Here is a 22,899-nt window from a genome sequence, read left to right as displayed (position 1 = left end):
CGGTTTGCCACCCCTATGGAACCTGACTTTCCTGGCGACATTGCCTTGCGCAATGCCGCGCCGCCAGATGTCTCCCGCTCTATATCAGGAGGCATCTGGCCGCGCCGTCTCCGTGATATCCTGAGCAGCGGAAGCCTCGGACAATGTCCGGCGGCCGGCGGGGCGCAACGCCTGGCCGGTCGTCATCTTCCATAGGGAAACGAAACCCGCAGCGCCGCGAGGACCGACCTCACATGACGATCATGCGCATTATCATCCCCCGCCTTGTGATGCTGTTCTTCGTCGTTTTCGGCGTCGCGGTCATCACCTTCATCATCTCCCACCTGATCCCCGGAGATCCCGCCCGGATGATTGCCGGCGACAGGGCAAGCGCCGAGACGCTGATGAGCGTGCGGCGTGATCTCGGGCTCGACCGGCCTGTCTGGGACCAGTTCACCATCTATGTCAGCAACCTGTTGCACGGCGACCTCGGCACTTCGCTCAGGACACGCCGCTCGGTTGCCGGCGACATCGCCACCTTCCTTCCGGCGACGATGGAACTCGGCGCCATCTCGCTCATCCTGGCGATCGTCATCGGCATTCCGCTTGGCGTGGCGTCCGCGATCTACAAGGACGGCCCGATCGATCAGGTGGCCCGCACCATCTCTGTCTGCGGCATCTCGATGCCGGTGTTCTGGTTCGCGCTGGTGCTGGTGCTGCTGTTCTACGCCAAGCTGCACATTCTGCCCGGCAGTGGCCGCATCGACATGGGCATTGCGCTGCCGACGCGTGTCACCGGCTTCTTCCTGATCGATTCATTGCTCGAAGGCCGCATGGATGCATTCTGGAGCAGCGTGCGGCATCTCATCTTGCCCTCTTTCGTGCTTGCCTTCGCCAATCTCGGCGTCATCACCCGGCAGATCCGGGCATCGATGCTGGATGTCCTGGAGGAGGACTATATCCGCACCGCCCGTGCCAGCGGCCTGAGGCGCCGGGTCATCATCTTCAACCATGCCTTGCGCAACGCCTTGATCCCGTCGATCACCTTGCTCGGCCTCGCGCTCGGCGATCTTCTCTACGGCGCGGTGCTGACCGAAACCGTGTTCGCGTGGCCCGGCATGGGTACCTATGTCGTGACCTCGATCCAGACCCTCGATTTCCCGGCGATCATGGGGTTCACCGTGGTCGCGTCGATCGGCTACGTCCTCATCAACCTCGTCGTCGACATCGCCTATATGTTCGCCGATCCGCAGATCAGGGAGATCGGATGATGAGCGTGACATCTCCCTTGGCGCAGTCCGTCCCTGCCGCTTCCGGCTGGAAGTCGCGGTTGCATTTTCTCTGGTATCTGACCCGCCGCAGTCCGCTGACGCTGGTCGGCGTGGCGATCATCGTCATGGTCATCATCATGATCGTCGCCGCGCCGCTGATCGCGCCCTACAATCCCGACAAGCTGATGCTGTCGGCGCGTCTGCAACCGCCGAGCGCGCAGCACTGGTTCGGTACGGATGAGGTAGGGCGCGACCTGTTCTCGCGAATCATCTACGGATCGCGCGCCTCCTGCGTGGCCGCCTTCATGATCGTCCTCATATCGGTCGGCGTCGGCGTGGCGATCGGCTGTCTGTCGGGCATACTGGGCGGCCGCATCGACACCGCGATCATGCGGCTGATGGACGTCATCATGGCCTTGCCGGCACTGGTCCTGGCCATGGCGCTGGCGGCGGCACTAGGCCCCAGCCTGGTGAACTCGATGCTGGCCGTGGCGTTGGTTCGCATTCCAGCCTATGTGCGGCTGGCGCGCGGGCAGACGCTGTCGCTGCGCGAGCGGGTCTACGTCAAGGCGGCGCGCACCTTCGGCGCTTCGCCGCTCTACATCCTGCGCTGGCATCTGCTGCCCAACGCGATGTCGCCGATCATCGTGCAGGCGACGCTCGACCTTGGCGGCATCGTGCTGATTGCCGCCGCACTGAGCTTCATTGGCCTGGGGGCGCAGCCGCCAACTTCCGAATGGGGTGCGCTGGTCAGCACCGGCCGCAACTACATCCTCGACCAATGGTGGTACTGCACCTTTCCCGGCCTTGCCATCCTGATCACCGCCATGGGCTGCAACCTGCTTGGCGACGGCATCCGCGACATGCTCGATCCGCGATTAGGAGGACGATGATGGCCTCTGCATCCGAACCCAGGAAACCGGACGGGCAGAAACCCCCGGCACTTACCATCGAAGGCCTGTCGCTGGAATTCCCGACCTATGCCGGCGCCATCAAGGCGCTGGACGATGTGACGATCGAGATCGGCAATTCAGAGATTGTCGGCCTCGTCGGCGAGTCCGGCTGCGGCAAGTCGGTGACCACGATGGCGGCGACAAGGCTGCTGCCGGAAGGCCGCTACCGCGTCACGTCAGGCAGTATCCGGCTGTTTGGCCGCGACCCGTTCGCGATGGACGAGACCGAACTGCAGGATGTCCGAGGCAAGCTGGTCTCGACCATCTTCCAGGAGCCGATGAACGCGCTCAATCCGACCATCCGCATCGGCAAGCAACTGGTCGGCGTCATCCAGCGCCACGAAGCGGTGAGCCGCGAAGAGGCCGAGCGCACGGCACGTGGCATTCTGAGGGACATGCTGATCGCGGAGCCCGAGCGCATCATGCGGGCCTATCCGTTCGAATTGTCGGGCGGCATGCGGCAGCGCGTGCTCATCGCCATGGCCTTCTCTTGCAATCCCGGCCTGATCATCGCCGACGAACCGACGACGGCGCTTGATGTGACCGTGCAGGCGGTGATCCTGCGGCTGATCCTGGACCGCGCCAAGCGGACTGGCACCTCGGTCGTCTTCATCTCGCACAACATCGCTGTCGTCTCGCAGCTCTGCGACCGGCTCTACGTCATGTATGCGGGGCGCATCGTCGAGGCCGGTCCGACGCGGGCGGTGCTGGAATCGCCACAGCATCCCTATACGCAAGCCCTGCTGCGCTGCCTGCCGGAACGGGTGGAGCCGAAAGCCGAACTGGAAGCCATTCCCGGCACTGTGCCCAACCTGCTTGATCCGCCGCAAGGCTGCTTTTACCGGCCAAGGTGCCCGGAGGCCAACGAACAGTGTTTCACGAAGCCGCCGTCGATGGCGCCGGCTCCCGATCATCTCGTCGCCTGCTGGCGGCGCGAAATGATCCAGCCATCGATGATCAGCGAGGCCCAGCAATGACGACCGCGCCTCTCCTCAGCGTCGAGGACTTGACCGTCAACTTTCCCATTCCCGGCGGCTGGTTTGGCGGATCCAAATCCTATGTCCATGCCGTCAACCAGGTTGACCTGACGATCCGCCCAGGCGAAAGCCTTGGCATCGTCGGCGAGTCCGGTTGCGGCAAGAGCACGCTCGTCCAGGCGATCATCGGCCTTGTCCAGCGCAGTTCAGGCAAGGTGCTGATTGACGGCCAGGATTTTCACGACGCGCGCGGCAAGCGCAAACGTGAAATCCGCCAGCAGATGCAGATCGTCTTCCAGGATCCGCAATCGTCGCTCGATCCGCGCCTGCCGGTCTGGCGGCTGATTACCGAGCCGCTGCATGTACGCGGCGGCATGTCGAAAGCCGAGTTGCGGGCGCGCGCCGCCGAACTCGCGGCGTCCGTTGGCTTGCGGCCGGAGCACCTGGACCGGCGGCCGCATGAATTCTCCGGCGGCCAGCGGCAGCGCATCGCGGTTGCCCGCGCCATCAGCACCGATCCGGACCTGTTGATCCTGGACGAGCCGACATCCGCACTCGACGTCTCGGTGCAGGCGCAGATCATCAACCTCTTGCTCAAACTGCAGCGCGAACTGGGCCTCGCCTATCTCATGATCTCGCACGATGTCTCGCTGGTGCGCCACTTCTGCGACCGCGTCGCGGTGATGTATCTTGGCCAGATTGTCGAGGCTGGACCAGCCGTGCAGGTGCTCGACGTCCCGGCCCATCCCTATACCAGGACCTTGCTCGCCACCGTTCCCAGCCTGAGCCATCCCTTGCCCGAGCTCGCCGCGACCCGCGTCGGGGAATTGCCCAACAATCGGGTCCTGCCCACCGGCTGCTACTATCGTGATCGCTGCTCGTTCGCCGCCGCTGGCTGTGATCGCCCGCAACCGCTTGTCGAGACAGGCGGCGATGCCGGAGCTATGTCCCAGCAGGACAAGGCGGCATCGCCGCGCTCGGTCCGCTGCCATCGGGCGCAAGCCGGCGAGATCTGAACAGAGCATCGGCAAGCCGGGTTACCCGGCTTGCCGATGCAACGGCTGGTATTCAGGTCTGGATTATACGGCCAGTTCCGAAAACGGATCCGACACCTTGGGCCAGTAGGGGTGCCGCAGCTTGGTGTATGCCAGATCGCGGAAATTGGGCTGCAGCGCGCCGGGAGCGGCCACATAGAGGATGTCCCTGGCGATCGGCTCGAAACCGGCACGGAAATGGTTGCTCGACTTGACGATCACGATCTTTCGCGTCGCGGGATCAAGCCCAAGCGTGGTCATGCATTCAGGGTGGAAGGTCTGTGTCCGCACGCTGTTGATCACGAGATCGATGCCGTCGGCGCTGACCCAGGCGCAGTCGCCGATCGGCAGCGGCACCACGCCAAAGCGCTGGGTGACGCCGGAAGCGATGCGGCGCACGGTAACGGTGAGGTCGAGCGGTTCGCCGGATGCCGGGCCGATCTTGCCGCCGATCCGCAGCGGCAGCGTCGCGCCTTCGCCGGCTGCCTGGCACAGCCGCACCGCGATCGGATCCCAGTAGAGGCAACTGGCAACGCCGCGTATGCCACGCTCGATGACACGGCGAATGATGAACGTGGAATCGCCCGGCGCGCCGCCGCCGGCATTGTCCGAGACATCGGCGAGCACCACCGGCCCGCCGTCGATCGCCATCGCGCGGTCAAGCGCTTCGTCGATGCCAAGATGATGCGGCTCGAGCGCATCGCGCAGCGCGAAAATCTCCTTACCAAAGGCCGACGCGACCGCGTGCGCCTTGCCCACATCGCCATCCGCCACGACCAGCATCCTGGCCCCGACATTGGCGACATCGCCCCACGGGAAGCCGTGCCCGAAAGACACCGACAGGATACCGTCGCGGCCCTGGCTCGCCTTCATGCGATCGACGAGGCCACGCAGTGGTTGTTGATGCGGCCTGAAGGTGCCGATCATGCGGCAATCGAACAGCGCCATGACAGGGCGTACCTCGCCTGCCAGCACCTTGGCCATCAGTTCGAACAAATGGCCGGCGCGCTCCTCGATGTCGGTATGGGGGTATTCCAAATAGGCAACGATCATCGTCGCGCTTTCGACCATGCGCTGCGTCAAATGGCAGTGCAGATCGAGCTCCGCGCCGATGGGAATATCGGGCCCGACCAGTGCTCGGACATGGGCCAGAAGATCGCCTTCGACGTCGTCATAACCCTCGGCGACGCAAGCGCCGTGCAAAGCCAGAAGCACCCCGTCGACCGGCATCGCGGCCTTGAGGTCGCGCAGGATCTCGGTACGGAAAGCCTCGTAGACGGAGCGTGTTGTCGTGCCGCCGGGTTCCGCCACGGCGCAAAGGCTCTCGACGATATCCCAGCCGCGCGCACGGGCGGCACCCCGCCAGACAAACAGCTGCGACGAGCAGCAGTTCAGCGGCTTCGTGGTGGCATCGCCATGCGCAATCTGCCCCTCGGCAAACGCGTCATGGCCGGTGCGTATCGGAGAAAACGTGTTGGTTTCGGTGTCCAACCCAGCCATGAACAACTTCACGAAACCACCTCATACGCCAACCGAAACGATTTTTATGATCAATAAAAATCTGTTTATGTTCGGAAAGTCAACTGAGCTATGCGCCTGTGCGGGCGGGATCAGGCGGGCGGCCATATCGTTGATCCTAAAGCGATGGAAGAATACGCCTGATGTGATTGGCGAAGGCCTCGATCGCCGGTGATGGCTCGGATTCCGCAAAAGCGATCAACACCCCAAGCCGAGGCAACTGAGGCATCGGCGCATTGAGAATGAAAAGGTCCGGAGGCACCGCTTCCTCTGTCATCACGCTGATCGCCAGGCCGGAGCGGGCGACGGCTATCAACCCGGCAAGGCTGTTGCTCGCATACGAGATCCTGTAGCGCAGGCCCGCACCGGCCATGGCATCGCAGGCAGCCCGGTGGTCCATGGCGTTCGACGCCGGCAATGCCAGGGGAACGGTGTCGCCAAAATTATGAAGCTCCAGCGTCGGTTTGCTGCCGACCCACACGAGCGCTTCCGTTCGCACGACATCCCGTGAGGCGCTTGCATCGGGGATCGAGACAAGCGCCAGATCGATTTGCCGTGAATGCAGGAGCGTGCGCAGTTCAACGGTCGGCGCCGAAACGACCTTGATTTCGACATCGGGGTGAATGCTTCCGAAGCTCCGCAAGAGCGTGGGGAAGAACGCGATCAGATAGTCTTCGGGGCTGCCGAATGTCATCGAGCCACGCAAGCCCTTGTCCGAGAGCGCCGAGATAGCCTCGTCATGGATTTTGAGAATGCGCTCGGCATAAGCGAGGAAGCGTTCTCCATTCCCGGTGAGGCGGACCCCGCTGCCGCTCCGGTGAAACAGGCTTTGGCCGAGCGCTTCCTCGAGCCGCTGGATCTGCATGGTCACGGCGGATTGCGTGCGCCCGACCTGTATCGCCGTCGCACTCAGCGTTCCCGAGTGAGCCGCACGAACGAACGTTGCCAGAAGCCTGAGATCGAGTGGAGCTTGCATATCAATTCTGCTGATATCGGAACCCGGCCGCCAAGGATATCGTCGAGAGGTTCCGCACAGCCGGCTTCGAGCCGGAAGCCTACACGCTGTACTCTTATGCCGCGGTCCAGATTATCGCCGCCGCGATCACCAAGACTGGCTCCGCCGATGACGCGACCAAGGTTGCCGACACCATCAAGGCATACGGTCCGTTCAAGACCGCCATCGGCGACTTCGGCTACGACGCGAAGGGCGACCCAACGCGTCCGGACTACGTCATCTATGAATGGAAGAAGGGTGAGGACGGCAAGCCGACCTATTTCCAAAAATAGGAACCCGGAGCCCAGAGGTTACAAAAAAGAGATGCCCGGCACCACTGCCGGGCATCAATCGTTTGCAAGCTGCAAACAATGTCGTCGCATCGCAGCCGCATGTGACGGCAGCACGGACGCCGGACCGTTTCAGTCCTTCGGCATCTTGCAGTCGGCCGCGTAGCTGTCGCCATGCGCCGTCAGCACCTTGCCGTCTGTCTTGAGCACCATCTTGCCATCGGCGCCTTTTTCCGCCTTCAGCGCATACCAGTCCTGGATCGGGTGCTGGTTCGGGCCGAACTTGAACGAGCCACGCACCGAGGGGATGGCCGAGGTCAAAAGCGCCTTGCGGAAGGCGGGCAGGTCTTCGACGCCCGCTTTCTCCAGGCCGGTGCCGATCAGCAGCGCCGCATCGTAGCCCTGCGCGGCATAATAGGTGATCGGACGGTCGCCGAATTTGGCATGCCATGCCGCGACAAAGGTCTTGTTGACCGGGTTGTCGAAATCGTCGTTCCAGTGGCTGGTGACCTTCACGCCGGCGGCGGCATCGCCGACAGCCTGGACGATGACCTGGTCGAGGGATGCCGGATGGACCACCATCGGGATGTCCTTGAGCAGGCCGGCCTGCTGGTACTGGCGCATGAAGGCGATGCCGAGGCCGCCGGGCTCGAATTCATAGACAACGTCGGGCTTGGCGGCGCGAATCTGCGCCATCTCGGCGGCGAAATCGGTTTGATCGAGACCCGTATAGGTCTCGCCGACGACTTCGCCCTTGTAGAAGCGCTTGAAGGCGACCATCGTCTCCTTGCCGGCCTGATAGTTCGGCGCGATCAGGAAGGCCTTCTTGTAGCCGAGCGACTGGGCGAGCGCGCCGGCACTTTCGCCCTGGCTGTCATCCTGCCACGAACTGACGAAATAGTTCGGGTTGCAATCCTTGCCGGCGAAGGTCGCCGATGCCGTGTTGGCGCTGACATAGATGGCGTCGCCGTCCAGGATGTCGGGAACCGCCGCGAAGGCGACGTTGGCGAAGACCATGCCGGTGAAGATCTTGATGCCCTGTTCGGACAGCATCTTGTCGGCGATCTGCTTGGCGTTGCCGGGCTTCAGGCTGTCGTCCTCGACCACCAGTTCCACCGGCTTGCCGCCAAGCTGGCCCTTGTTCTGGTCGATGGCGAGCTGGAAGCCGTCGCGGATGTCCTGGCCCAGGTACCCGGCCGGGCCGGAGAGCGTGGTGATCATGCCGATCTTGAGCGGATCCTCGGCATGGGCGGCGCTTATCGACAGGGCCAGCATGGCCGCCGACAGAATTCCCTTGAAACGCATCAGGTCAGTTTCTCCCCTCAAATTCCCGGCCGCTTTGTGCGATTCCGGATCGTGGTTTCCGCTGCCGTCGAAGGCAGCCTGTGATTTTGCAGGGAAGGTTCAGCACGTCAGGCGGTCACCCCAACGCCTGGCGACCGGCATTGGTTCGCCAGTCTCCGAGCCGATGGACCGCAGGCGACACGCCACTCCTCCCAGTGTCGTCCAGCCGGCCGGTATGGTCCCGCCAGGCTGGTTCAACCGGCCAACCTTGGCGCAATCATCATTGCGGTAAATGGAAAACTCGTCATCCAGCCATAACGAAATGGAATATCCGGCGGCTCCGGGTTACCGATCTCTCATGACGCTGAGGTCGGCGGCGGTCTGGCGCAAGGTCTCGACGAGCACCTCTGCCGCCGGCGAGAGCCGGGCATTGGTGCGGGTGGTGATGCCGATGGGCATGGCGGTGGCGCGCAATGTCACCGGCAATATGGTGATGGCGCCGGCCGCCGCCTCGCGGCGCGCGACCTGCGCGGGAAAGACGCCGAGATAGTCAGCATCGACCAACAATGCCCGGTTGGTCAGAAGAGATACGGAATCGACCGCATGCGGCGGCGGCTCCAGTCCCTCCTCGCGAAAGGCGATGTCGATCTGGCGGCGCAGGCTGGTCTCCTGGGGCGGCAGGATCCACTCCCAGCCGATCAGGTCGGCGAGGCTCAGTTGCTGGCGCTCGGCCAGCGGATGGCCGCGCCGGGCGACGACGCGGGCGATGTCGTCCATCAGCACTTCCTGGACGACATTCAGCCGGTCGCGGTGCTCGGACAGGCGCCCCACCACCATGTCGAGCTCGCCGGCCTTGAGCGCGGGGATCAGCACATCATTGGTGCCTTCGACGACCTTGACGACAAGCTTGGGCCGCTCCTTGCGCAGGCGGGCAATGGCGGTCGGCAGCAGTTCAGCGGAGGCCGACAGCAGCGTGCCGATCGCGACGCGGCCGCCGGTGCCGTCGCGCAGATCGGCCAGATGTTCCTCGGCATGGGCAAGCTGCGTGATGACAAGACGGGCGTGCTGGGCCAGCGTATCGCCGAACACAGTCGGCACGACGCCGCGATTGGTGCGGTCGAACAGCCGCGCCATGGTCAGCGCCTCGATCTCCTGCAGGGCCTTGGTCACGGCCGACTGCGTCATGTTCAGCCGCCGGGCCGCGCGCACGAGATTGCCTTCCTCGACGATGGCCACGACCATGCGCAGGTGACGGATCGTGAGGCGGCTGGTGACCAGCTTCATCGTGGTTGCCGTTTTCCAATTGATATGCCGGCCTGATATTCCAGATGCTCATAGAAAATTCCAGAGAATTCACTTGTCTGAATTCCTGTTCGCTGGAACCTATGCCCCGACAGGGCGCTGGCGGCGCGGGGATCGTGGCCGGTGCCTGGAGGTATTTCAGGCCGAAGCCGCCAGGGGCGCTTCGCCGCAAACGTCGGCAGGATTGCCGCACGGGGAGGAAACTCAAGACATGATGGAGAAAACCGGAGCCGGACGCAGGGCAGAAATCGCCGGCGCGGGAATTGGCGGCCTGACCACGGCGGCGGCACTCGCGCAGCGCGGCTGGTCGGTGACGGTGCACGAACGCGCACCGACTCTCAGGACCTTCGGTGCCGGCATCTACATCTGGAGCAACGGCCTGCGCGTGCTGCAGGCCATCGGCGCCTACGGCCAGGCGACGGTCGGGGCGCATGTCGGCCCGCAATTCCATACGCGTGACCACAACAACACGACGATGGAGGAAATCCCGATCAACGGCATCGGGGACGCCCGCCTGATCACCATCCTGCGTGAGACGCTGATCAACTCGCTGGTCGACACGTGCCGTCGCAGCGGCGTCGAAATCCTCACCAATTCGGAAGCTGTCGGCGCTACCGCCGAGGGCGAACTGGTGCTGGCGGATGGTTCGCGGCGAAAGGCCGACCTCGTCGTTGGCGCCGATGGCATCAATTCCAGGGTGCGCGATTCACTCGACCTGATGATGTACCGCAAGCATCTCGGCTATGGCGCTATCCGCATGCTGATCGCGCGCGACGACGGCGACGTGCCGGTGGAGGACCGCGAGCGCTATATCGAATATTTCACCGGCTCGCGCCGGATCCTCTACACGCCGGCCAGCGCCACCGATCTGTATGTCGCGCTATGTTGCGCCGCCGACGACGCGGCTGCGCTGAAGGTTCCGGCTGACCGCGCGCTCTGGACACAATCCTTCCCGCATCTCGCCAATCTTGTCACTCGTTTCGGCGACGCCGGGCGCTGGGATGCGTTCGAGGTGGTCAAGCTCAAGCGATGGAGCGCCGGCCGGGTCGCTATTCTCGGTGACGCCGCTCACGCCATGCCGCCCTATCTCGGACAAGGCGGCGGCTGCGCGCTGATGAACGGGCTTGGCCTGGCGGCAGCCGTGGACGGCACAACCGAAGTGACGGAGGCGCTGGCCGCCTGGGAGGCTCGCGAGCGTCCGATGACCGAGCACACGCAGGACACCGCCGAGCGCCTTGGTGACATGAACCTATGGCCCGACGATATCCGCTCGCAGGTACTGAAGATCACGGGCAAGAGCCGCGAGATCGGCATGGAACGCATGAAAACCGCCCGCCACGCCCCGACCGCCACCGACGCGCTGGCCTGATCCCCATCGATGTTTTCGAGAGCCGTTCGCTCCTCATCAGTTCGGAGTCCATATATGAAATCCGTCACGCTCGGCGCCAACACATTTTCCTATGACGACATCGGGGAGGGGCCGGCCCTGCTGCTTCTGTCGGGCTGGTGCCAGGATCACCGCCTGTTTAAGACGCTGGCGCCGGAACTCGCCCGGACCCACCGCGTCATCCGGCTCGACTGGCGCGGCCATGGCGAGCACCGTAGCCACGACGGCGATTTCACCACCGATGACCAGGCTGACGATGTCGTGGCCTTTCTCGATCACATGAAGATCGACACGGTCGTGCCGGTTTCGACCTCGCATGGCGGATGGGCCAATATCGAGGTCACCGACCGCCTGGGTAAGACGCGCATTCCGCGTTGCGTGGTGATCGACTGGATCCAGACAACGCCCAACGAGGCCTTCTTCTCGATGATCGATCATATCCAAGATCGGTCCAACTGGGAGAACGGTCGCGGCGATTTCTTCAACTACTGGATCGGGGATACCGAAAACCTCGACATTATCGACCACGTCAACAACGAGATGGCCAAGTACAGTTTCGAGATGTGGGCGCGGTCGGGCCGCGAGATCGCCAGGGCCTACCGCAAATGGGGCAACCCGATGCAGCGCATGGCTGAGATGAAGCAACATCGCCCGATCACGCATATCTATTCGCAACCCTTCGAGCCGGAATACGCGCAGGCGCAGCTCGATTTCGCCGCTGGGAACGACTGGTACAAGCCCAACAAGCTGCCGGGCAAGACGCATTTCCCGACGCTGGAACAGCCGAAGCTGGTGGCCGACACCATTCGTGCCTTCGTAAAGTAGGACTGACACCAGGAATGTGGATGGAGTTGCGATGAGCGCGCTTGCGAAGGAAGCAGATTGGCCGCGTGAGGTCCTCGACCGCGACTACAGCGCCCGCGCGTCGGTGACCATGGAGGTCTTCGATGCGGCGATGCGGCACTATCGCAGGCGCTCGCTGGAGATGCAGGGCCATGCGTCGCATCTCGATCTCGTCTATGATGCCGGCAGCGGCCAGACGATCGATATCTACGGCACCGGACCCGAGCCGCGCCCGGTCTTCGTCTTCATCCATGGCGGCTATTGGCGGATGCTGTCGAAGCACGATTCCGCCTTCATGGCGGCCATGCTTGCCCGCCATGGCATCGCCACCGCCGTTGTCGATTACCGGCTGGCGCCGGAGGTGACGCTGGAAGAGATCGTGCGCGAGGTCCGCGCGGCGATCGGCTTCCTGTGGAAGAACGGGGACCGCTACGGCATCGACCCTGAACGTATCCACGTCGGTGGCAGTTCGGCTGGTGGCCATCTGACCGGAGTGGTGCTCTCCGGCGGATGGCACGAAGAATTTGGCGTGCCGGAAAATGTGGTGAAGAGCGCGCTGCCGATCAGCGGCCTTTTTGATCTGGCGCCGATCGCGAAGTCTTTCGTGCAGGACTGGATCAAGCTGGACGATGCGATGGTTGAGCGGCTGAGCCCGGCGACGAATATTCCGGCCAAAGGCTGCCCGATCGTGGTCGCCTATGCCGATGGCGAACCCGCCGGTTTCAAGCGCCAGTCGACCGAGTATGATCGGCTCTGGCGCGAAGCCGGGTTTCCCTCGCGGTTGATCGAAGTGGCCAGCCGCAACCATTTCGACGTGCTGCTCGATCTCGCCTCGGACGGCAGCGTGCTGTCGCGGGCGCTGGTGCAACTCATCAATGGACCGGGCTGAGACCTAGGTCCTGTTGCCGCCGGAGCGTGGGGCTGGTCGCGACTTGCCGGGGATAGTCGGCGGCTCCCTCGATGGGATGCTTCGTCCCGCAGGTCGGCTATCCGTGGCGACAGGATGCTGGCCGCCACGCGATTGTCGCGCTCTATTTGGAAGGGCCACGGTCGATCCCGGCTCCGTCCGGTTGGTAACTGGCGGCCTCGGCAAGCTCAAGCATGGCCCGTCTTGCGGACTGGAGCGCTTCCTTCCCCAGGCGTCGAGACAACTCAGCCCTTGCCAATTCCCAGCGAGGCAACGCTTCCGCCATCAACCTGCGTCCCGCTTCTGTCAGACCGAGTTGCTTGCCCCAACGGCCACGGCCACCCTCCGCGCGGACCAAATCGCGGCGCTCAAGATTTTGCACATTGCGGCTGAGCGTGGTCGCATCGACGCCGGCGCTTACCGCCAGACCCGCGACAGTCGCGCTTCGCGTCGACCCGACCCCCACAAGCAAACTGAACTGTTCGGCCGTCAGCCCAAGCGGTTTGAAGAAGGTGTTGTAGTGGCGCGTGACGGCGCGCGCCGTGGCTCTGGCCTGGAATCCCGGGCAATCGGCCGCGACAAGTTTCAATCGCTCCGGGTCGAATCCGTTCAAGTCCGCACTCCAAGCAATTCCACAAACTTAATGCTGCATATACACTATGGTATTGATAATGTATATGCAGCATAAGGAGAGCGATCATGCCAGCTTACGTTCACGTGAATCTACGAATCATCGACGCGGCGAAGCAGGCGGCTCTGGCGCCGCGCTTTCAAGCTGCCTTGCAGGAGGCCGGCGGAAGGATTCTGCATTTCGGCCAGGTCGCCACCGCGCTTGAAGGCGAAGTGGCGCCGTTGCCGTTTGCGGGCATATTCGAGTTTCCTACCTTGGCCCAGGCGTTGGCCTTCTATGATTCCGAGCAGTACGCGCCGATCAAGCTCGAACGTCAGGATGCTCAGCAGGCCAGGATGTTCGTCGTGGACGCCGCGTGACTGCCGGTCGGAGGGCGTTGCGTCTTCAGCTTTCACGCGGCGTCAGTTGCTGGGCGTAGCGGCGCACGACGGCGGCGAAGGCCGAGACGGCCGGTGACACCGATCGTCCGGTGGCATGGATCATGACGATTTCCCGCGAGATGCTGGGCTCGGTCAAGGGCTTGCCGACCACCTTGCGATGCCGCGCGGCGGCCAGCGCGTAGGCCGGCAGCACGGCGACGCCGAGGCCAGCCTCGACCAGCGCTATCGCGGTGGTGATCTGGGTCACCTCGTAGGCTGGCTTCAGCGCCATTTCGCCCGCTTCGAAGCCAACCTCGACCAGCAGGCGGATGCCGCTGTCGCGCGTCAGCGTGATCAGGGGCTGGTCCTTAAGGTCCCGCCAGGCAACCGAAGCAGCACTGCTGAACGGACTGCGATGGTCGCAGAACAGCATCAGGCTGTCGCGCACCAGGGGCAGGCGCTCGATGCCGTCCTCAACCGGCGAGAAGGTGCCGAGGCCGCAATCGGCCTTGCCGGTGCGCACGCTGTCCACGATCTGCTCGGTGCCGACATCAGCGAGCTGGACCGAGATTCCAGGATAATTCTGGCGAAACTCGGCGATCGCGTGCGGCAGGATCACGGCGGCGAGCAACGGCGGTGCCGCGATGCGCAGGCGGCCGCGCCGGCGCTCGGCCAGTTCGTGCACGCTTTCCACCGCATGGTCGAGTTCTTCCATGACCTTGGCCGCCGAGTGGCGGAACTCGCGGCCGGCATCGGTGAGCTCGACCCGGCGCGTGGTGCGGTCGAACAGGCGCACGGCGAGCTCCGATTCGAGATCCTTGATCGCTTGCGAAAGCGCCGGCTGGGCGGTGTTCAGCCGTTTTGACGCGCGCGAGAAATTGCCGAGATCGGCGACGGCAAGAAAGCTTTCAATCTGTCGGATGGTGATCTTCATAGTGCTGATCATCTATCGCAATTTGATATGAATTAATACATAGAATGACGATTATCATATAGATTGAGTTCGTGTTCTCTGCGGGGGAGAGGTCAGGCCCCAGTGCCTGGCACGCGGAGGAATTCTTGAGCGCAACGGATGCAACGGCGTCAACGGTGTCGGGCAGGCCGATGCCATGGCCGATGCGCACCTATGCAACGCGAACAGCCCTCAGATGCCGCTCGAAGCCGAGAAGAACCGGCTCGCCATGCAAAGCCGCGCCAGCGGCAACCAGACGGATGACCGATGAAATACACCAGGAAAGACGCCAAGGCGCATTCGCGGGCGACGATGAAAGGCATCTGGGCGGCGGGGCTCATGCCGTTCACGCCGCAACTGGCGATCGACGAGGAGGGCTTTCGCCGCAACATCGATCACTGGATCGAGGACCTCAAGATCGACGGGTTCTTCATCGCCGGCAAGCAGGGCGAGTTCTTCGCGATGTCGCTGGACGAGCGCAAGCGCAGTTTCGACCTGGCCGTAGAGGCCTGCGCCGGCCGTGCCCAGACCATCATGTCCTGCTCCGACCAGAACATGGATGTGGTCATAGAGCTTGCCCGGCATGCGCAGAAATGCGGCGCCGACTACATCGTCGTGCACGCACCGATCCTGCATTTCTTCAAGGCGCAGGATGAGACGCTGATCAACTACTACCGCACCATCGCCGAGAAGGTCGATATCGGCATCGCGCTGTGGAGCCATCCCGACAGCGGCTATCTGATGAGCCCGGAGCTGTGCAACACGCTCGCCGATATCGAGAATGTCGTTGCCATCAAGTATAGCGTGCCGCGCCCGATGTACCGGGAACTGACCCGGCTGGCCGGTGACCGCATCCTGGTCAGCACTGCCTCCGAAGAGGAGTGGCTGGACAATATCGCTGAGCTCAACTGGCAGCTTTACCTCTGCTCGTCGCCGCCCTACCTGATCCAGACAAAGCACGACACGCGCATGCGCCAATACACTGACCTGGCCTTTGCTGGCGACATCGACTCGGCGCGCGCCGTCCGCGACAGTCTGGATCCCATGCGTGCCGCGCTTAGGGACACGCGCCCCGCCGAGAAGCCGCATGCGCACCAGAAATACTGGCAGGACCTGCTTGGCCAAACAGGCGGCACGGTTCGCCCGCCGCTGCTCGAACTGACCGAGGAAGAAAAGCGCGCGACCCGCGCCGCATTCGAGACCTGTGGTCTCAGGACCACGCCCTGATCCCATCACCGACGCGCCGCCACCCTGGAGGAATGACATGACCAGACGCCTCGCCGCCTTCAACTTCTCGAAATGGATCGACGAGCACCAGCACCTGCTCAAGCCGCCGGTCGGCAACCAGCAGATCTGGGAAGACGCGGACCTGATGGTGACCGTGGTGGGCGGCCCCAACAAGCGCACCGACTATCATGATGATCCGGTCGAGGAATTCTTCTACCAGCTCAGGGGCGACATGATGCTCAAGGTGGTCGACAACGGCAATTTCTACGATGTGCCGATCCGCGAGGGCGAGATTTTCCTGCTGCCGCCGCATGTGCGCCATTCGCCGCAGCGTCCTCAGGAAGGTTCGGTCGGCCTCGTCGTCGAGCCGAAGCGCCAGCCCGACCAGCACGACGCCTTCGAATGGTACTGCTTCGAGTGCAACAGCCTGGTCAAGCGCGTCGAGGTCTCGTTGAAGAGCATCGTGCGCGACCTGCCGCCGATCTACCAGGCATTCTACGCCGACGAGAAAGCGCGCACCTGCCCAAAATGCGGCAGCGTCCATCCGGGCAAGACTCCGCCCGAGGGCTGGGTGAAGCTCTGAGCCGGATATGAAGGTCGTCAGGCAACCGATCGCGGAACTTGGTATCGAACTGGAGCGCCTCGAAAGCGGCCCGGTAACGGTCACCTGCGTGCCCGACATGGCCAATGTCGCCTGGCCCGCCCAATCGATCTTCGGCGAGCTCTCGGCCAGCGATCTGGAACGTGCCGAGAAAGACGCGCCGGCCGGCACGGTCGACGCCGCCGGCGGCACGGTGCGGCTCAGCTTCAACTGCTATGTCATCGAAACCCCAGACTATATCGCCGTCATCGATGGCGGCATCGGCGACGGCAAGGAGCGTCCGCACCGGCCGGCGTGGCATCGGCGCGAGACCCTGTTCCTCGACACGCTGAAGGCCATCGGCATCGCGGCGGAGGATGTCGACATCGTCATCAACACGCATCTGCATGCCGACCATGTCGGCTGGAACACCAGGCGGGAAGGCGAGACCTGGCGGCCGACCTTTCCCAATGCGCGCTATGTCGTCTCAGAAACCGAGCTTTCCCACTGGACGGCCGTCCACGCGGCCCAGCCGGACGCGCTGCACGGCGCCTTCGCGGACAGTGTGTTGCCCATCATCGAGACGGTTGGCTTCGAGGCCGTGGCGTCCGACGCGCAAGTGGCGGTCGGCCTGAAGCTGCATCCGGCTCCAGGCCATTCGCCGGGCATGGTGGCGGTGGCGCTGTCGACGGCCGACGGCGAGGTGCTTTTCCTGGCCGACGCCATCCATCACCCGCTGCAGCTCAGCGATAACGATATCGTCTGCGAGGACCCCGAATTGGCGCGCACGACCAGGCTGGCGCTTCTGATGCAGGCCGTCGGCGGCGATGTCGTCCTGGCGCCCTACCACTTTCCCGCTCCTGTCTTCGGCCGGCTGAAGGCGGAAGCGGCGTCCTTCCGGTTCGTTCCTCTCGACATCGAGGCGACCGGCCACCCGCAAACAACAAGACGCGCTGAATGCGCCGACCAGAGGAGAACCAAAGCATGAGTTTCAAGAGAGCATTGCTTGCCCTTTCCATCTCTGCCCTCACGGTCCTGCCGGCGGCGGCCGCCGACGCTGTCAAGATCGGCATGATCACCACGCTTTCCGGACCCGCCGGCTATCTCGGCCAGGACGTGCGCGACGGCTTCAAGCTGGCGATGGCGCTGGAAGGCGGCAAGCTGGGCGGCGTGCCGGTCGACCTCGTGGTGGAGGATGACGGCCTGAAACCCGGGCAGGGCAAGCAGATCGCCGAACGCTTCCTGAGCGAGGACGGCATCAAGCTGTTCACCGGCATCGTCTTCTCCAATGTCGCCGGCGCCACCGTGCCCGACATCGTTGATGCCGGCGCCTTCTATCTCAGCCCCAATGCCGGGCCTTCGAACCTTGCCGGCAAGGAGTGCAACAAGAACTATTTCGTCGTCTCGTGGCAGAACGACAGCCTGCACGAAAGTGCCGGCCAGCTTGCCACCAACCTTGGCTACAAGACCGCCTTCGTGCTGGCGCCGAACTATCAGGCCGGCAAGGACGCGCTCGCAGGCTTCAAGCGCTACTTCAAGGGCCAGATCGTCGGCGAGGTCTACACCCGGCTCGACCAGACTGATTTCGCCGCTGAACTAGCCCAGGTCCGCGCCGCCAAGCCGGAAGTGGTGTTCCAGTTCCACCCCGGCGGCCTTGGCATCACCTTCCTGCGCCAGTACGAGCAGGCCGGCCTGATGAAGGAAATCCCGATGGTGGTCGCCGAGCCGTCCATGGACGGCGTCACGCTCGCCGCCGTCGGCGACGCGGCCATCGGCATCAATGTCTCGGCGCACTGGAATTCCGACTTCGACAATCCCGCCAACAAGACCTTCATGGATGCCTGGAACAAGACCTACAATCGTCCCGTCACCTACTATGCCAGCCAGGGCTATGACACCGCACTTGCCTACGCCTCGGCTCTGAAGGCGACCGGCGGCAACATCGACGATGCAGACGCCTTCCGCGCGGCGCTGCGCAAGGCCGACTTCCATTCGGTTCGCGGCAAGTTCTCCTTTGGTCCCAACCAGCACCCGATCCAGGACTGGTACGCGCTCAAGGTCGAGAAGGGCGCCGATGGCAAGCCGGTTATCAAGACCGTCGGCGAGGTGCTCAAGGATCACGGCGACGCCTATTCGGCCGAGTGCAAGATGTAAGCCGGCATTCGCGGCCTTCGGGGCAGCGGCGCCGCCGCTCCCCTTTCTCTCCAGTCTGCTCGAAATGGTCACGGATGACGCTTTTTCTCGAACAACTTCTGAATGGCGTCCAGTTCGGCATCATGCTGTTCCTGCTAGCCGCCGGCCTGACACTGATCTTCGGCATCATGGGCGTCATCAACCTGGCGCACGGCTCGATCTACATGATCGGCGCTTATGCCGGGACCTGGGTTGCGGCGCGGACCGGCTCGTTCTGGCTGGGCATCCCGGCGGCACTCGCCGCTGCGGCCTTTGCCGGCCTGGCGATCGAGTTCCTCGTCGTGCGCCGGCTCTACGGGCGTGACCATCTCGACCAGGTGTTGGCAACCTTCGGCCTGATCCTGATCTTCAACCAGGCGGTAACGATGATCTTCGGACGCCAGCCGCTGTTCGTAGCCATACCGTCCCTGCTCGATGGATCGGTCGAACTGCTGCCAGGGCTCGTCTACCCGGTCTACCGCCTGGCGATCATCGCCGTCGGCCTCCTGGTTGCCGTTGGCCTCTACCTGCTCATCAACAGGACCCGCATCGGCATGCTGGTGCGCGCCGGCTCGACCAATCGCGAGATGGTGCGCGCGCTCGGCGTCGACGTGCGCCTGCTCTACACGCTGGTGTTCGGGCTCGGCGCGCTGCTGGCGGGACTGGCGGGTTTCATGGCTGGGCCGATCCTGGCGGTGCAGGTCGGCATGGGCGAGCAGATCCTCATCACCACCTTCGTCGTGGTGGTCATCGGTGGCGTCGGTTCCATCCGGGGCGCGTTCTTCGCCAGCCTGATTCTCGGCGTCGTCGACACCGGCCTGCGCGCCTACCTGCCGGGGCTGCTGCGCCACGTGATGGTGGGGCCGGACGCCGACGCGCTTGGCGCCGGCATTTCCTCGATGGGCATCTACCTTCTGATGGCGATCGTTCTCCTGATCAGGCCCAAGGGCCTGTTCATCCGAAATTCGTGATCGAGGCGCTGGCTGCATCATGGAAAAATCGTTCAAACAACCGGCTCTGCTGGCCATCGTGCTGATCGCACTGATCGCGCTGCCGATCGTGGCGGACGCTGCCGGCTATGCATCGCTGACGTCGCTGGCGACGCGCGTGCTGATCTACGGCATCGCGGCGGCGAGCCTCAACCTGGTGCTCGGCTATGGCGGCATGGTGAGCTTCGGCCATGCGGCGTTCTTCGGCATCGGCGGCTATGTCGTTGGCATCCTCTACCAGCACTATTCGCTGGACGAACCGCTGTTCGGCTTCATCTCCGGCTCCAACCAGTTGCTGGTCACTTTGCCGGCGGCGATCATCGTCAGCGGCATCATGGCGGCGGCGATCGGTGCGCTGTCGCTGCGCACCGGCGGCGTGCAGTTCATCATGATCACGCTGGCGTTCGCGCAGATGCTGTTCTTCCTGTTCGTCTCGCTCAAGACCTATGGCGGCGATGACGGGCTGATCATCCGCCGCACCAACGAGCTGGCCGGCCTCAACATGCGCGACAAGCAGACGTTCTACTATGTTTGCCTGTCCATCGCCATGCTGTTCTTCGTGGTGCTGTGGCGCATCGTCAATTCGCGCTTCGGCAATGTCCTCGTCGGCTTGCGCCAGAGCGGGAAGCGCATGGCGGCCATCGGCCTGCCGGCCTATCGCTACAAGCTGATGGCCTTCGTCATCTCCGGCATGGGCTGCGGCCTCGCCGGCGCGCTGATGGCCAACTTCCTGCGCTTCACCAGCCCCGACATGATGCATTGGACCAAGTCGGGCGAGCTGATGATCATGGTCATACTCGGTGGCGTCGGCACGCTGTTCGGCCCGCTGGTTGGTGCTGCCGTGTTCACCGTGCTGGAATCCGTCCTCGCGTCCTGGACCGAGAACTGGCAGCTCGCTCTCGGCTTCATCCTGCTGTTTGTCGTCCTTTACACGCAGGGCGGCGTCCAGGCGGCCTTCGCGCGCCTTTTCGGGAAGCACGCATGACGCCGCCGATCCTCAATGTCCGCGGCCTGGTCAAGCGTTTCGGCGGCCTGCTGGCCACCGACCATGTCGACCTGACCGTGCGGCCCGGCGAGATCCACGCCCTCATCGGCCCCAACGGCGCCGGCAAGACGACGTTGATCTCCCAGCTGATGGGCGAGCTCAAGCCCAACGGAGGTTCCATCGAACTCGAGGGCAAGCCGATCGATGGCCTGCCGACGGCCAGGCGCGTCTCGCTTGGCCTGGCGCGCACATTCCAGATCACCTGCCTGCTGCCGGACTATAGCGTGCTCGACAATGTCGCCATCGCCGTCCAGGTGCGGCAGGGCCATTCCTTCCGCTTCTGGCGCAATGTGCGCGGCGAGGCGGCTCTGCGTCAGGAGGCTGCCACCTTCCTCGCCGGCGTCGGGCTTGAAGCCCGCGCTGACGAACTGGTCGCCAATCTCTCGCATGGCGAGCAGAAGCAGCTCGAACTGGCGGTGGCGCTGGCGACCAAGCCGCGTCTGTTGCTGCTCGACGAGCCGATGGCCGGCCTCGGCCACGCCGAGAGCCAGCAGATGATTGCCATGCTGCGCGAACTCAAGAACCAGGTGAGCATGCTGCTGGTCGAGCATGACATGGATGCCGTGTTCGCACTCGCCGATCGCGTCTCTGTGCTTGTCTATGGCCGCGTCATCGCGACCGGGACGGTGGACGAGATCAGGGACAATCCGGAAGTCCGCACTGCTTATCTGGGCGAAGGAGACGAGTTGTGCTGAGCGTCGCCAAGCTGCAATCGGGTTACGGCTCGAGCCAGGTGCTTTTCGATGTCGCGCTGGAGATCGGCGACGGCGAGGTGGTGACCTTGCTTGGCCGCAACGGCATGGGCAAGACCACCACTGTCAAGTCGATCATGGGGCTGATCAAGCCGCTGTCGGGCGCGGTGCGCTTCACCGGCCGTGATGTATGTGGCGCGACGCCCGAGACGGTGGCGAGGCTAGGCGTCGGCCTGGTGCCTGAGGGACGGCAGACCTTCGCCACGCTGACTGTACGCGAGAACCTGGTCGCCACCGCTGCCAACCGTCTCGGCCGCAAGGACCCTTGGACGCTGGAGCGCGTCTATGCGCTGTTCCCGCGCTTGCGAGAGCGCGCGGGGCAAGCGGCAGGCACGCTTTCCGGTGGCGAGCAGCAGATGCTGGTTGTTGGTCGCGCGCTGATGACCAACCCGAAGCTGCTCATCCTCGATGAGGCGACGGAAGGTCTGGCGCCGGTTATCCGCGCCGAAATCTGGGGCTGCATCGCCGCGCTGAAAGCCGAGGGGCAATCGATCCTTTTGATCGACAAGAACCTGCATGTGCTGAAGCGCCTCGCCGATCGCCACTACATCCTCGAAAAGGGCCGCACCGTCTGGTCGGGCAATGGCGAGGACCTGACCCGCAACGCCGAACTGGTGCAGCGCTATGTCGGCCTCTGACAGCACAGCGCGGCGCCTGCGCCTCTGCTTCGTCGGCTGGGGCGCCATCGCCAGCCGCGTCGCCGAACTGCTCGCGGAGCGCCAGCCGGCGAGCGTCGAGGTCGTGGCCGTTGCCGTGCGCGATTCCAGCCGCGAACGCGCCGGCATTCCCTCGAGCGCGCGATTGATCGTCGGGCCCGAAGAGTTGGCCGGGCTCTGCATCGACATGGTGATCGAGGCCGCCGGGCGTCCGGCTATCGCCATCTGGGGCGAGGCCGCGTTGCGTCATGCCGGCAGCTTCGTTGTTTCGTCAACAAGCGCCTTCACCGACGAGGCGCTACTGGAGCGGCTCATTGCCGTGGCGCTGGAAAATGGCAGCCGCATCGTGGTGCCGCCCGGCGCGCTTGGCGGCATGGACGCGCTCGCGGCGGCGGCGGTGCTGCCGCTCGACGAAGTCGTACACAGCATCATCAAGCCGCCGCGCGCCTGGCAAGGCACCAGGGCGGCGGAGCTCGTCGACCTCGGCGCGCTCTCGGAGCGGACAGTGTTCTTCACGGGTTCGGCGCGCCAGGCGGCCAGCGAATTTCCACAGAACGCCAATGTCGCCGTCATTTCGGCACTGTCGGGCATCGGCCTCGACCGCACGCGGGTCGAGCTTGTAGCCGACCCCGCTGCGTCCCGTAATTCCCATCGGCTTCGCGCTTCGGGCGCGTTCGGCCGCCTGGACATGCTGTTCGAGAACGAACCGCTGAAGACCAATCCGAAATCATCCGAGATGACGGCCCTCAACCTCGTGCGGCTTGTCGAAAGCCGGCTCGCCCCCCTCGCGCTTTAGC

The 22,899-nt window shown here is 63.9% G+C and carries 23 protein-coding genes and 1 pseudogene; 18 read left to right on the top strand and 6 right to left on the bottom strand.

Annotation, left to right across the window (positions count from 1 at the left end; genetic code table 11):
* The first annotated feature begins 233 nt into the window (after positions 1-233).
* From GA829_RS30870 to GA829_RS30855, 4 genes are read left to right on the top strand one after another with little or no spacing between them, the layout of a single operon-like run.
* The gene (locus GA829_RS30870; RefSeq protein ID WP_195176322.1) at positions 234-1,250 is read left to right on the top strand and encodes an ABC transporter permease; all 1,017 of its coding nucleotides are present in this window, start codon (positions 234-236) and stop codon (positions 1,248-1,250) included.
* Positions 1,250-2,143, top strand: coding sequence for a D,D-dipeptide ABC transporter permease (ddpC, locus tag GA829_RS30865; RefSeq protein ID WP_195176321.1), 894 nt, complete (start codon positions 1,250-1,252; stop codon positions 2,141-2,143). Before GA829_RS30870 ends, ddpC begins: the two co-directional genes overlap by 1 nt.
* The gene (locus GA829_RS30860; protein ID WP_195176320.1) at positions 2,143-3,180 is read left to right on the top strand and encodes an ABC transporter ATP-binding protein; all 1,038 of its coding nucleotides are present in this window, start codon (positions 2,143-2,145) and stop codon (positions 3,178-3,180) included. Before ddpC ends, GA829_RS30860 begins: the two co-directional genes overlap by 1 nt.
* Positions 3,177-4,196 carry an oligopeptide/dipeptide ABC transporter ATP-binding protein gene (locus tag GA829_RS30855; protein WP_195176319.1) on the top strand — a complete coding sequence of 340 codons (1,020 nt, stop codon included), beginning with the start codon at positions 3,177-3,179 and terminating at the stop codon, positions 4,194-4,196. The genes GA829_RS30860 and GA829_RS30855 overlap by 4 nt, the downstream gene beginning before the upstream one ends.
* Positions 4,197-4,259: 63 nt before the next feature.
* On the opposite strand, the gene GA829_RS30850 is transcribed toward GA829_RS30855, so the two are convergent.
* Complete coding sequence (locus GA829_RS30850) at positions 4,260-5,726, bottom strand: M81 family metallopeptidase (protein WP_195176318.1); 1,467 nt, start codon at positions 5,724-5,726, stop codon at positions 4,260-4,262.
* A gap of 124 nt (positions 5,727-5,850) precedes the next feature.
* Positions 5,851-6,708 (bottom strand): LysR family transcriptional regulator, encoded by an 858-nt coding sequence (locus GA829_RS30845; protein WP_195176317.1) that lies wholly within the window; start codon positions 6,706-6,708, stop codon positions 5,851-5,853.
* A 17-nt stretch (positions 6,709-6,725) separates the two neighbouring features.
* Between GA829_RS30845 and GA829_RS30840 the strand changes: the two are divergent.
* Positions 6,726-7,019 (top strand): annotated as a pseudogene (locus GA829_RS30840) (ABC transporter substrate-binding protein); the annotation flags it as partial.
* A gap of 129 nt (positions 7,020-7,148) precedes the next feature.
* Here GA829_RS30840 and GA829_RS30835 read toward each other — a convergent pair.
* Both GA829_RS30835 and GA829_RS30830 read right to left on the bottom strand, forming a co-directional pair.
* Entirely contained in the window at positions 7,149-8,321 is a 1,173-nt protein-coding gene (locus GA829_RS30835) for an ABC transporter substrate-binding protein (RefSeq protein WP_195176316.1), read from the bottom strand.
* Between the two features lie 324 nt (positions 8,322-8,645).
* Complete coding sequence (locus tag GA829_RS30830; RefSeq protein ID WP_195176315.1) at positions 8,646-9,584, bottom strand: LysR family transcriptional regulator; 939 nt, start codon at positions 9,582-9,584, stop codon at positions 8,646-8,648.
* Positions 9,585-9,813: 229 nt separating this feature from the next.
* On the opposite strand from GA829_RS30830, the gene GA829_RS30825 reads away from it, so the two are divergent.
* The 3 genes from GA829_RS30825 to GA829_RS30815 are packed head-to-tail and all read left to right on the top strand — an operon-like array spanning position 9,814 to position 12,721.
* A complete protein-coding gene (locus GA829_RS30825) occupies positions 9,814-10,971 on the top strand; it encodes an FAD-dependent oxidoreductase (RefSeq protein ID WP_195176314.1) in 1,158 nt (385 codons plus the stop codon).
* Positions 10,972-11,025: 54 nt separating this feature from the next.
* Positions 11,026-11,814, top strand: coding sequence for an alpha/beta fold hydrolase (locus GA829_RS30820; protein ID WP_195176313.1), 789 nt, complete (start codon positions 11,026-11,028; stop codon positions 11,812-11,814).
* Positions 11,815-11,845: 31 nt separating this feature from the next.
* Positions 11,846-12,721 carry an alpha/beta hydrolase gene (locus GA829_RS30815; RefSeq protein WP_195176312.1) on the top strand — a complete coding sequence of 292 codons (876 nt, stop codon included), beginning with the start codon at positions 11,846-11,848 and terminating at the stop codon, positions 12,719-12,721.
* 142 nt (positions 12,722-12,863) lie between these two features.
* Here the strand turns inward: GA829_RS30815 and GA829_RS30810 are convergent, their stop codons facing one another.
* A complete protein-coding gene (locus GA829_RS30810; protein WP_195176311.1) occupies positions 12,864-13,352 on the bottom strand; it encodes a MarR family winged helix-turn-helix transcriptional regulator in 489 nt (162 codons plus the stop codon).
* An 86-nt stretch (positions 13,353-13,438) separates the two neighbouring features.
* Here GA829_RS30810 and GA829_RS30805 point away from each other — a divergent pair, with 86 nt between their 5' ends.
* Positions 13,439-13,729, top strand: coding sequence for a DUF1330 domain-containing protein (locus GA829_RS30805; RefSeq protein ID WP_195176310.1), 291 nt, complete (start codon positions 13,439-13,441; stop codon positions 13,727-13,729).
* Between the two features lie 25 nt (positions 13,730-13,754).
* Here GA829_RS30805 and GA829_RS30800 read toward each other — a convergent pair whose 3' ends face one another.
* The gene (locus GA829_RS30800; protein WP_195176309.1) at positions 13,755-14,663 is read right to left on the bottom strand and encodes a LysR family transcriptional regulator; all 909 of its coding nucleotides are present in this window, start codon (positions 14,661-14,663) and stop codon (positions 13,755-13,757) included.
* A gap of 285 nt (positions 14,664-14,948) precedes the next feature.
* On the opposite strand from GA829_RS30800, the gene GA829_RS30795 reads away from it, so the two are divergent.
* The 9 genes from GA829_RS30795 (at position 14,949) to GA829_RS30755 (ending at position 22,898) form a co-directional block, all read left to right on the top strand.
* Positions 14,949-15,908, top strand: a complete 960-nt coding sequence (locus GA829_RS30795; protein WP_195176308.1) for a dihydrodipicolinate synthase family protein — start codon at positions 14,949-14,951, stop codon at positions 15,906-15,908.
* Positions 15,909-15,945: 37 nt separating this feature from the next.
* Complete coding sequence (locus tag GA829_RS30790) at positions 15,946-16,491, top strand: 3-hydroxyanthranilate 3,4-dioxygenase (protein ID WP_195176307.1); 546 nt, start codon at positions 15,946-15,948, stop codon at positions 16,489-16,491.
* Between the two features lie 7 nt (positions 16,492-16,498).
* The gene (locus tag GA829_RS30785) at positions 16,499-17,476 is read left to right on the top strand and encodes an MBL fold metallo-hydrolase (RefSeq protein WP_195176306.1); all 978 of its coding nucleotides are present in this window, start codon (positions 16,499-16,501) and stop codon (positions 17,474-17,476) included.
* On the top strand, positions 17,473-18,642 hold the full coding sequence (locus GA829_RS30780; RefSeq protein ID WP_195176305.1) for an ABC transporter substrate-binding protein: 1,170 nt from the start codon (positions 17,473-17,475) through the stop codon (positions 18,640-18,642). The genes GA829_RS30785 and GA829_RS30780 overlap by 4 nt, the downstream gene beginning before the upstream one ends.
* Positions 18,643-18,716: 74 nt before the next feature.
* On the top strand, positions 18,717-19,631 hold the full coding sequence (locus GA829_RS30775; RefSeq protein ID WP_195176304.1) for a branched-chain amino acid ABC transporter permease: 915 nt from the start codon (positions 18,717-18,719) through the stop codon (positions 19,629-19,631).
* A 19-nt stretch (positions 19,632-19,650) separates the two neighbouring features.
* Entirely contained in the window at positions 19,651-20,634 is a 984-nt protein-coding gene (locus GA829_RS30770; protein ID WP_195176303.1) for a branched-chain amino acid ABC transporter permease, read from the top strand.
* Positions 20,631-21,389 (top strand): ABC transporter ATP-binding protein, encoded by a 759-nt coding sequence (locus tag GA829_RS30765; protein WP_195176302.1) that lies wholly within the window; start codon positions 20,631-20,633, stop codon positions 21,387-21,389. Before GA829_RS30770 ends, GA829_RS30765 begins: the two co-directional genes overlap by 4 nt.
* The gene (locus GA829_RS30760; protein ID WP_195176301.1) at positions 21,383-22,084 is read left to right on the top strand and encodes an ABC transporter ATP-binding protein; all 702 of its coding nucleotides are present in this window, start codon (positions 21,383-21,385) and stop codon (positions 22,082-22,084) included. Before GA829_RS30765 ends, GA829_RS30760 begins: the two co-directional genes overlap by 7 nt.
* Positions 22,071-22,898 carry an aspartate dehydrogenase gene (locus GA829_RS30755; RefSeq protein WP_195176300.1) on the top strand — a complete coding sequence of 276 codons (828 nt, stop codon included), beginning with the start codon at positions 22,071-22,073 and terminating at the stop codon, positions 22,896-22,898. Before GA829_RS30760 ends, GA829_RS30755 begins: the two co-directional genes overlap by 14 nt.
* Position 22,899 lies beyond the last annotated feature (1 nt).

The organism is Mesorhizobium sp. INR15 (genome assembly GCF_015500075.1).
In the GTDB taxonomy this organism is placed as follows: domain Bacteria; phylum Pseudomonadota; class Alphaproteobacteria; order Rhizobiales; family Rhizobiaceae; genus Mesorhizobium.
The sequence above is the reverse complement of the archived record's forward strand: the minus strand, read 5'-3'. Positions and strand labels throughout refer to the sequence as shown.

Excerpts from the sequence above, each read along its gene's own strand:
- GA829_RS30870 (WP_195176322.1), top strand. The coding sequence starts at position 234 with ATGACGATCATGCGCATTATCATCCCCCGCCTTGTGATGCTGTTCTTC.
- ddpC (WP_195176321.1), top strand. The coding sequence starts at position 1,250 with ATGAGCGTGACATCTCCCTTGGCGCAGTCCGTCCCTGCCGCTTCCGGC.
- GA829_RS30860 (WP_195176320.1), top strand. The coding sequence starts at position 2,143 with ATGGCCTCTGCATCCGAACCCAGGAAACCGGACGGGCAGAAACCCCCG.
- GA829_RS30855 (WP_195176319.1), top strand. The coding sequence starts at position 3,177 with ATGACGACCGCGCCTCTCCTCAGCGTCGAGGACTTGACCGTCAACTTT.
- GA829_RS30845 (WP_195176317.1), bottom strand. The coding sequence starts at position 6,708 with ATGCAAGCTCCACTCGATCTCAGGCTTCTGGCAACGTTCGTTCGTGCG.
- GA829_RS30835 (WP_195176316.1), bottom strand. The coding sequence starts at position 8,321 with ATGCGTTTCAAGGGAATTCTGTCGGCGGCCATGCTGGCCCTGTCGATA.
- GA829_RS30830 (WP_195176315.1), bottom strand. The coding sequence starts at position 9,584 with ATGAAGCTGGTCACCAGCCGCCTCACGATCCGTCACCTGCGCATGGTC.
- GA829_RS30825 (WP_195176314.1), top strand. The coding sequence starts at position 9,814 with ATGATGGAGAAAACCGGAGCCGGACGCAGGGCAGAAATCGCCGGCGCG.
- GA829_RS30820 (WP_195176313.1), top strand. The coding sequence starts at position 11,026 with ATGAAATCCGTCACGCTCGGCGCCAACACATTTTCCTATGACGACATC.
- GA829_RS30815 (WP_195176312.1), top strand. The coding sequence starts at position 11,846 with ATGAGCGCGCTTGCGAAGGAAGCAGATTGGCCGCGTGAGGTCCTCGAC.
- GA829_RS30805 (WP_195176310.1), top strand. The coding sequence starts at position 13,439 with ATGCCAGCTTACGTTCACGTGAATCTACGAATCATCGACGCGGCGAAG.
- GA829_RS30800 (WP_195176309.1), bottom strand. The coding sequence starts at position 14,663 with ATGAAGATCACCATCCGACAGATTGAAAGCTTTCTTGCCGTCGCCGAT.
- GA829_RS30795 (WP_195176308.1), top strand. The coding sequence starts at position 14,949 with ATGAAATACACCAGGAAAGACGCCAAGGCGCATTCGCGGGCGACGATG.
- GA829_RS30790 (WP_195176307.1), top strand. The coding sequence starts at position 15,946 with ATGACCAGACGCCTCGCCGCCTTCAACTTCTCGAAATGGATCGACGAG.
- GA829_RS30785 (WP_195176306.1), top strand. The coding sequence starts at position 16,499 with ATGAAGGTCGTCAGGCAACCGATCGCGGAACTTGGTATCGAACTGGAG.
- GA829_RS30780 (WP_195176305.1), top strand. The coding sequence starts at position 17,473 with ATGAGTTTCAAGAGAGCATTGCTTGCCCTTTCCATCTCTGCCCTCACG.
- GA829_RS30775 (WP_195176304.1), top strand. The coding sequence starts at position 18,717 with ATGACGCTTTTTCTCGAACAACTTCTGAATGGCGTCCAGTTCGGCATC.
- GA829_RS30770 (WP_195176303.1), top strand. The coding sequence starts at position 19,651 with ATGGAAAAATCGTTCAAACAACCGGCTCTGCTGGCCATCGTGCTGATC.
- GA829_RS30765 (WP_195176302.1), top strand. The coding sequence starts at position 20,631 with ATGACGCCGCCGATCCTCAATGTCCGCGGCCTGGTCAAGCGTTTCGGC.
- GA829_RS30755 (WP_195176300.1), top strand. The coding sequence starts at position 22,071 with ATGTCGGCCTCTGACAGCACAGCGCGGCGCCTGCGCCTCTGCTTCGTC.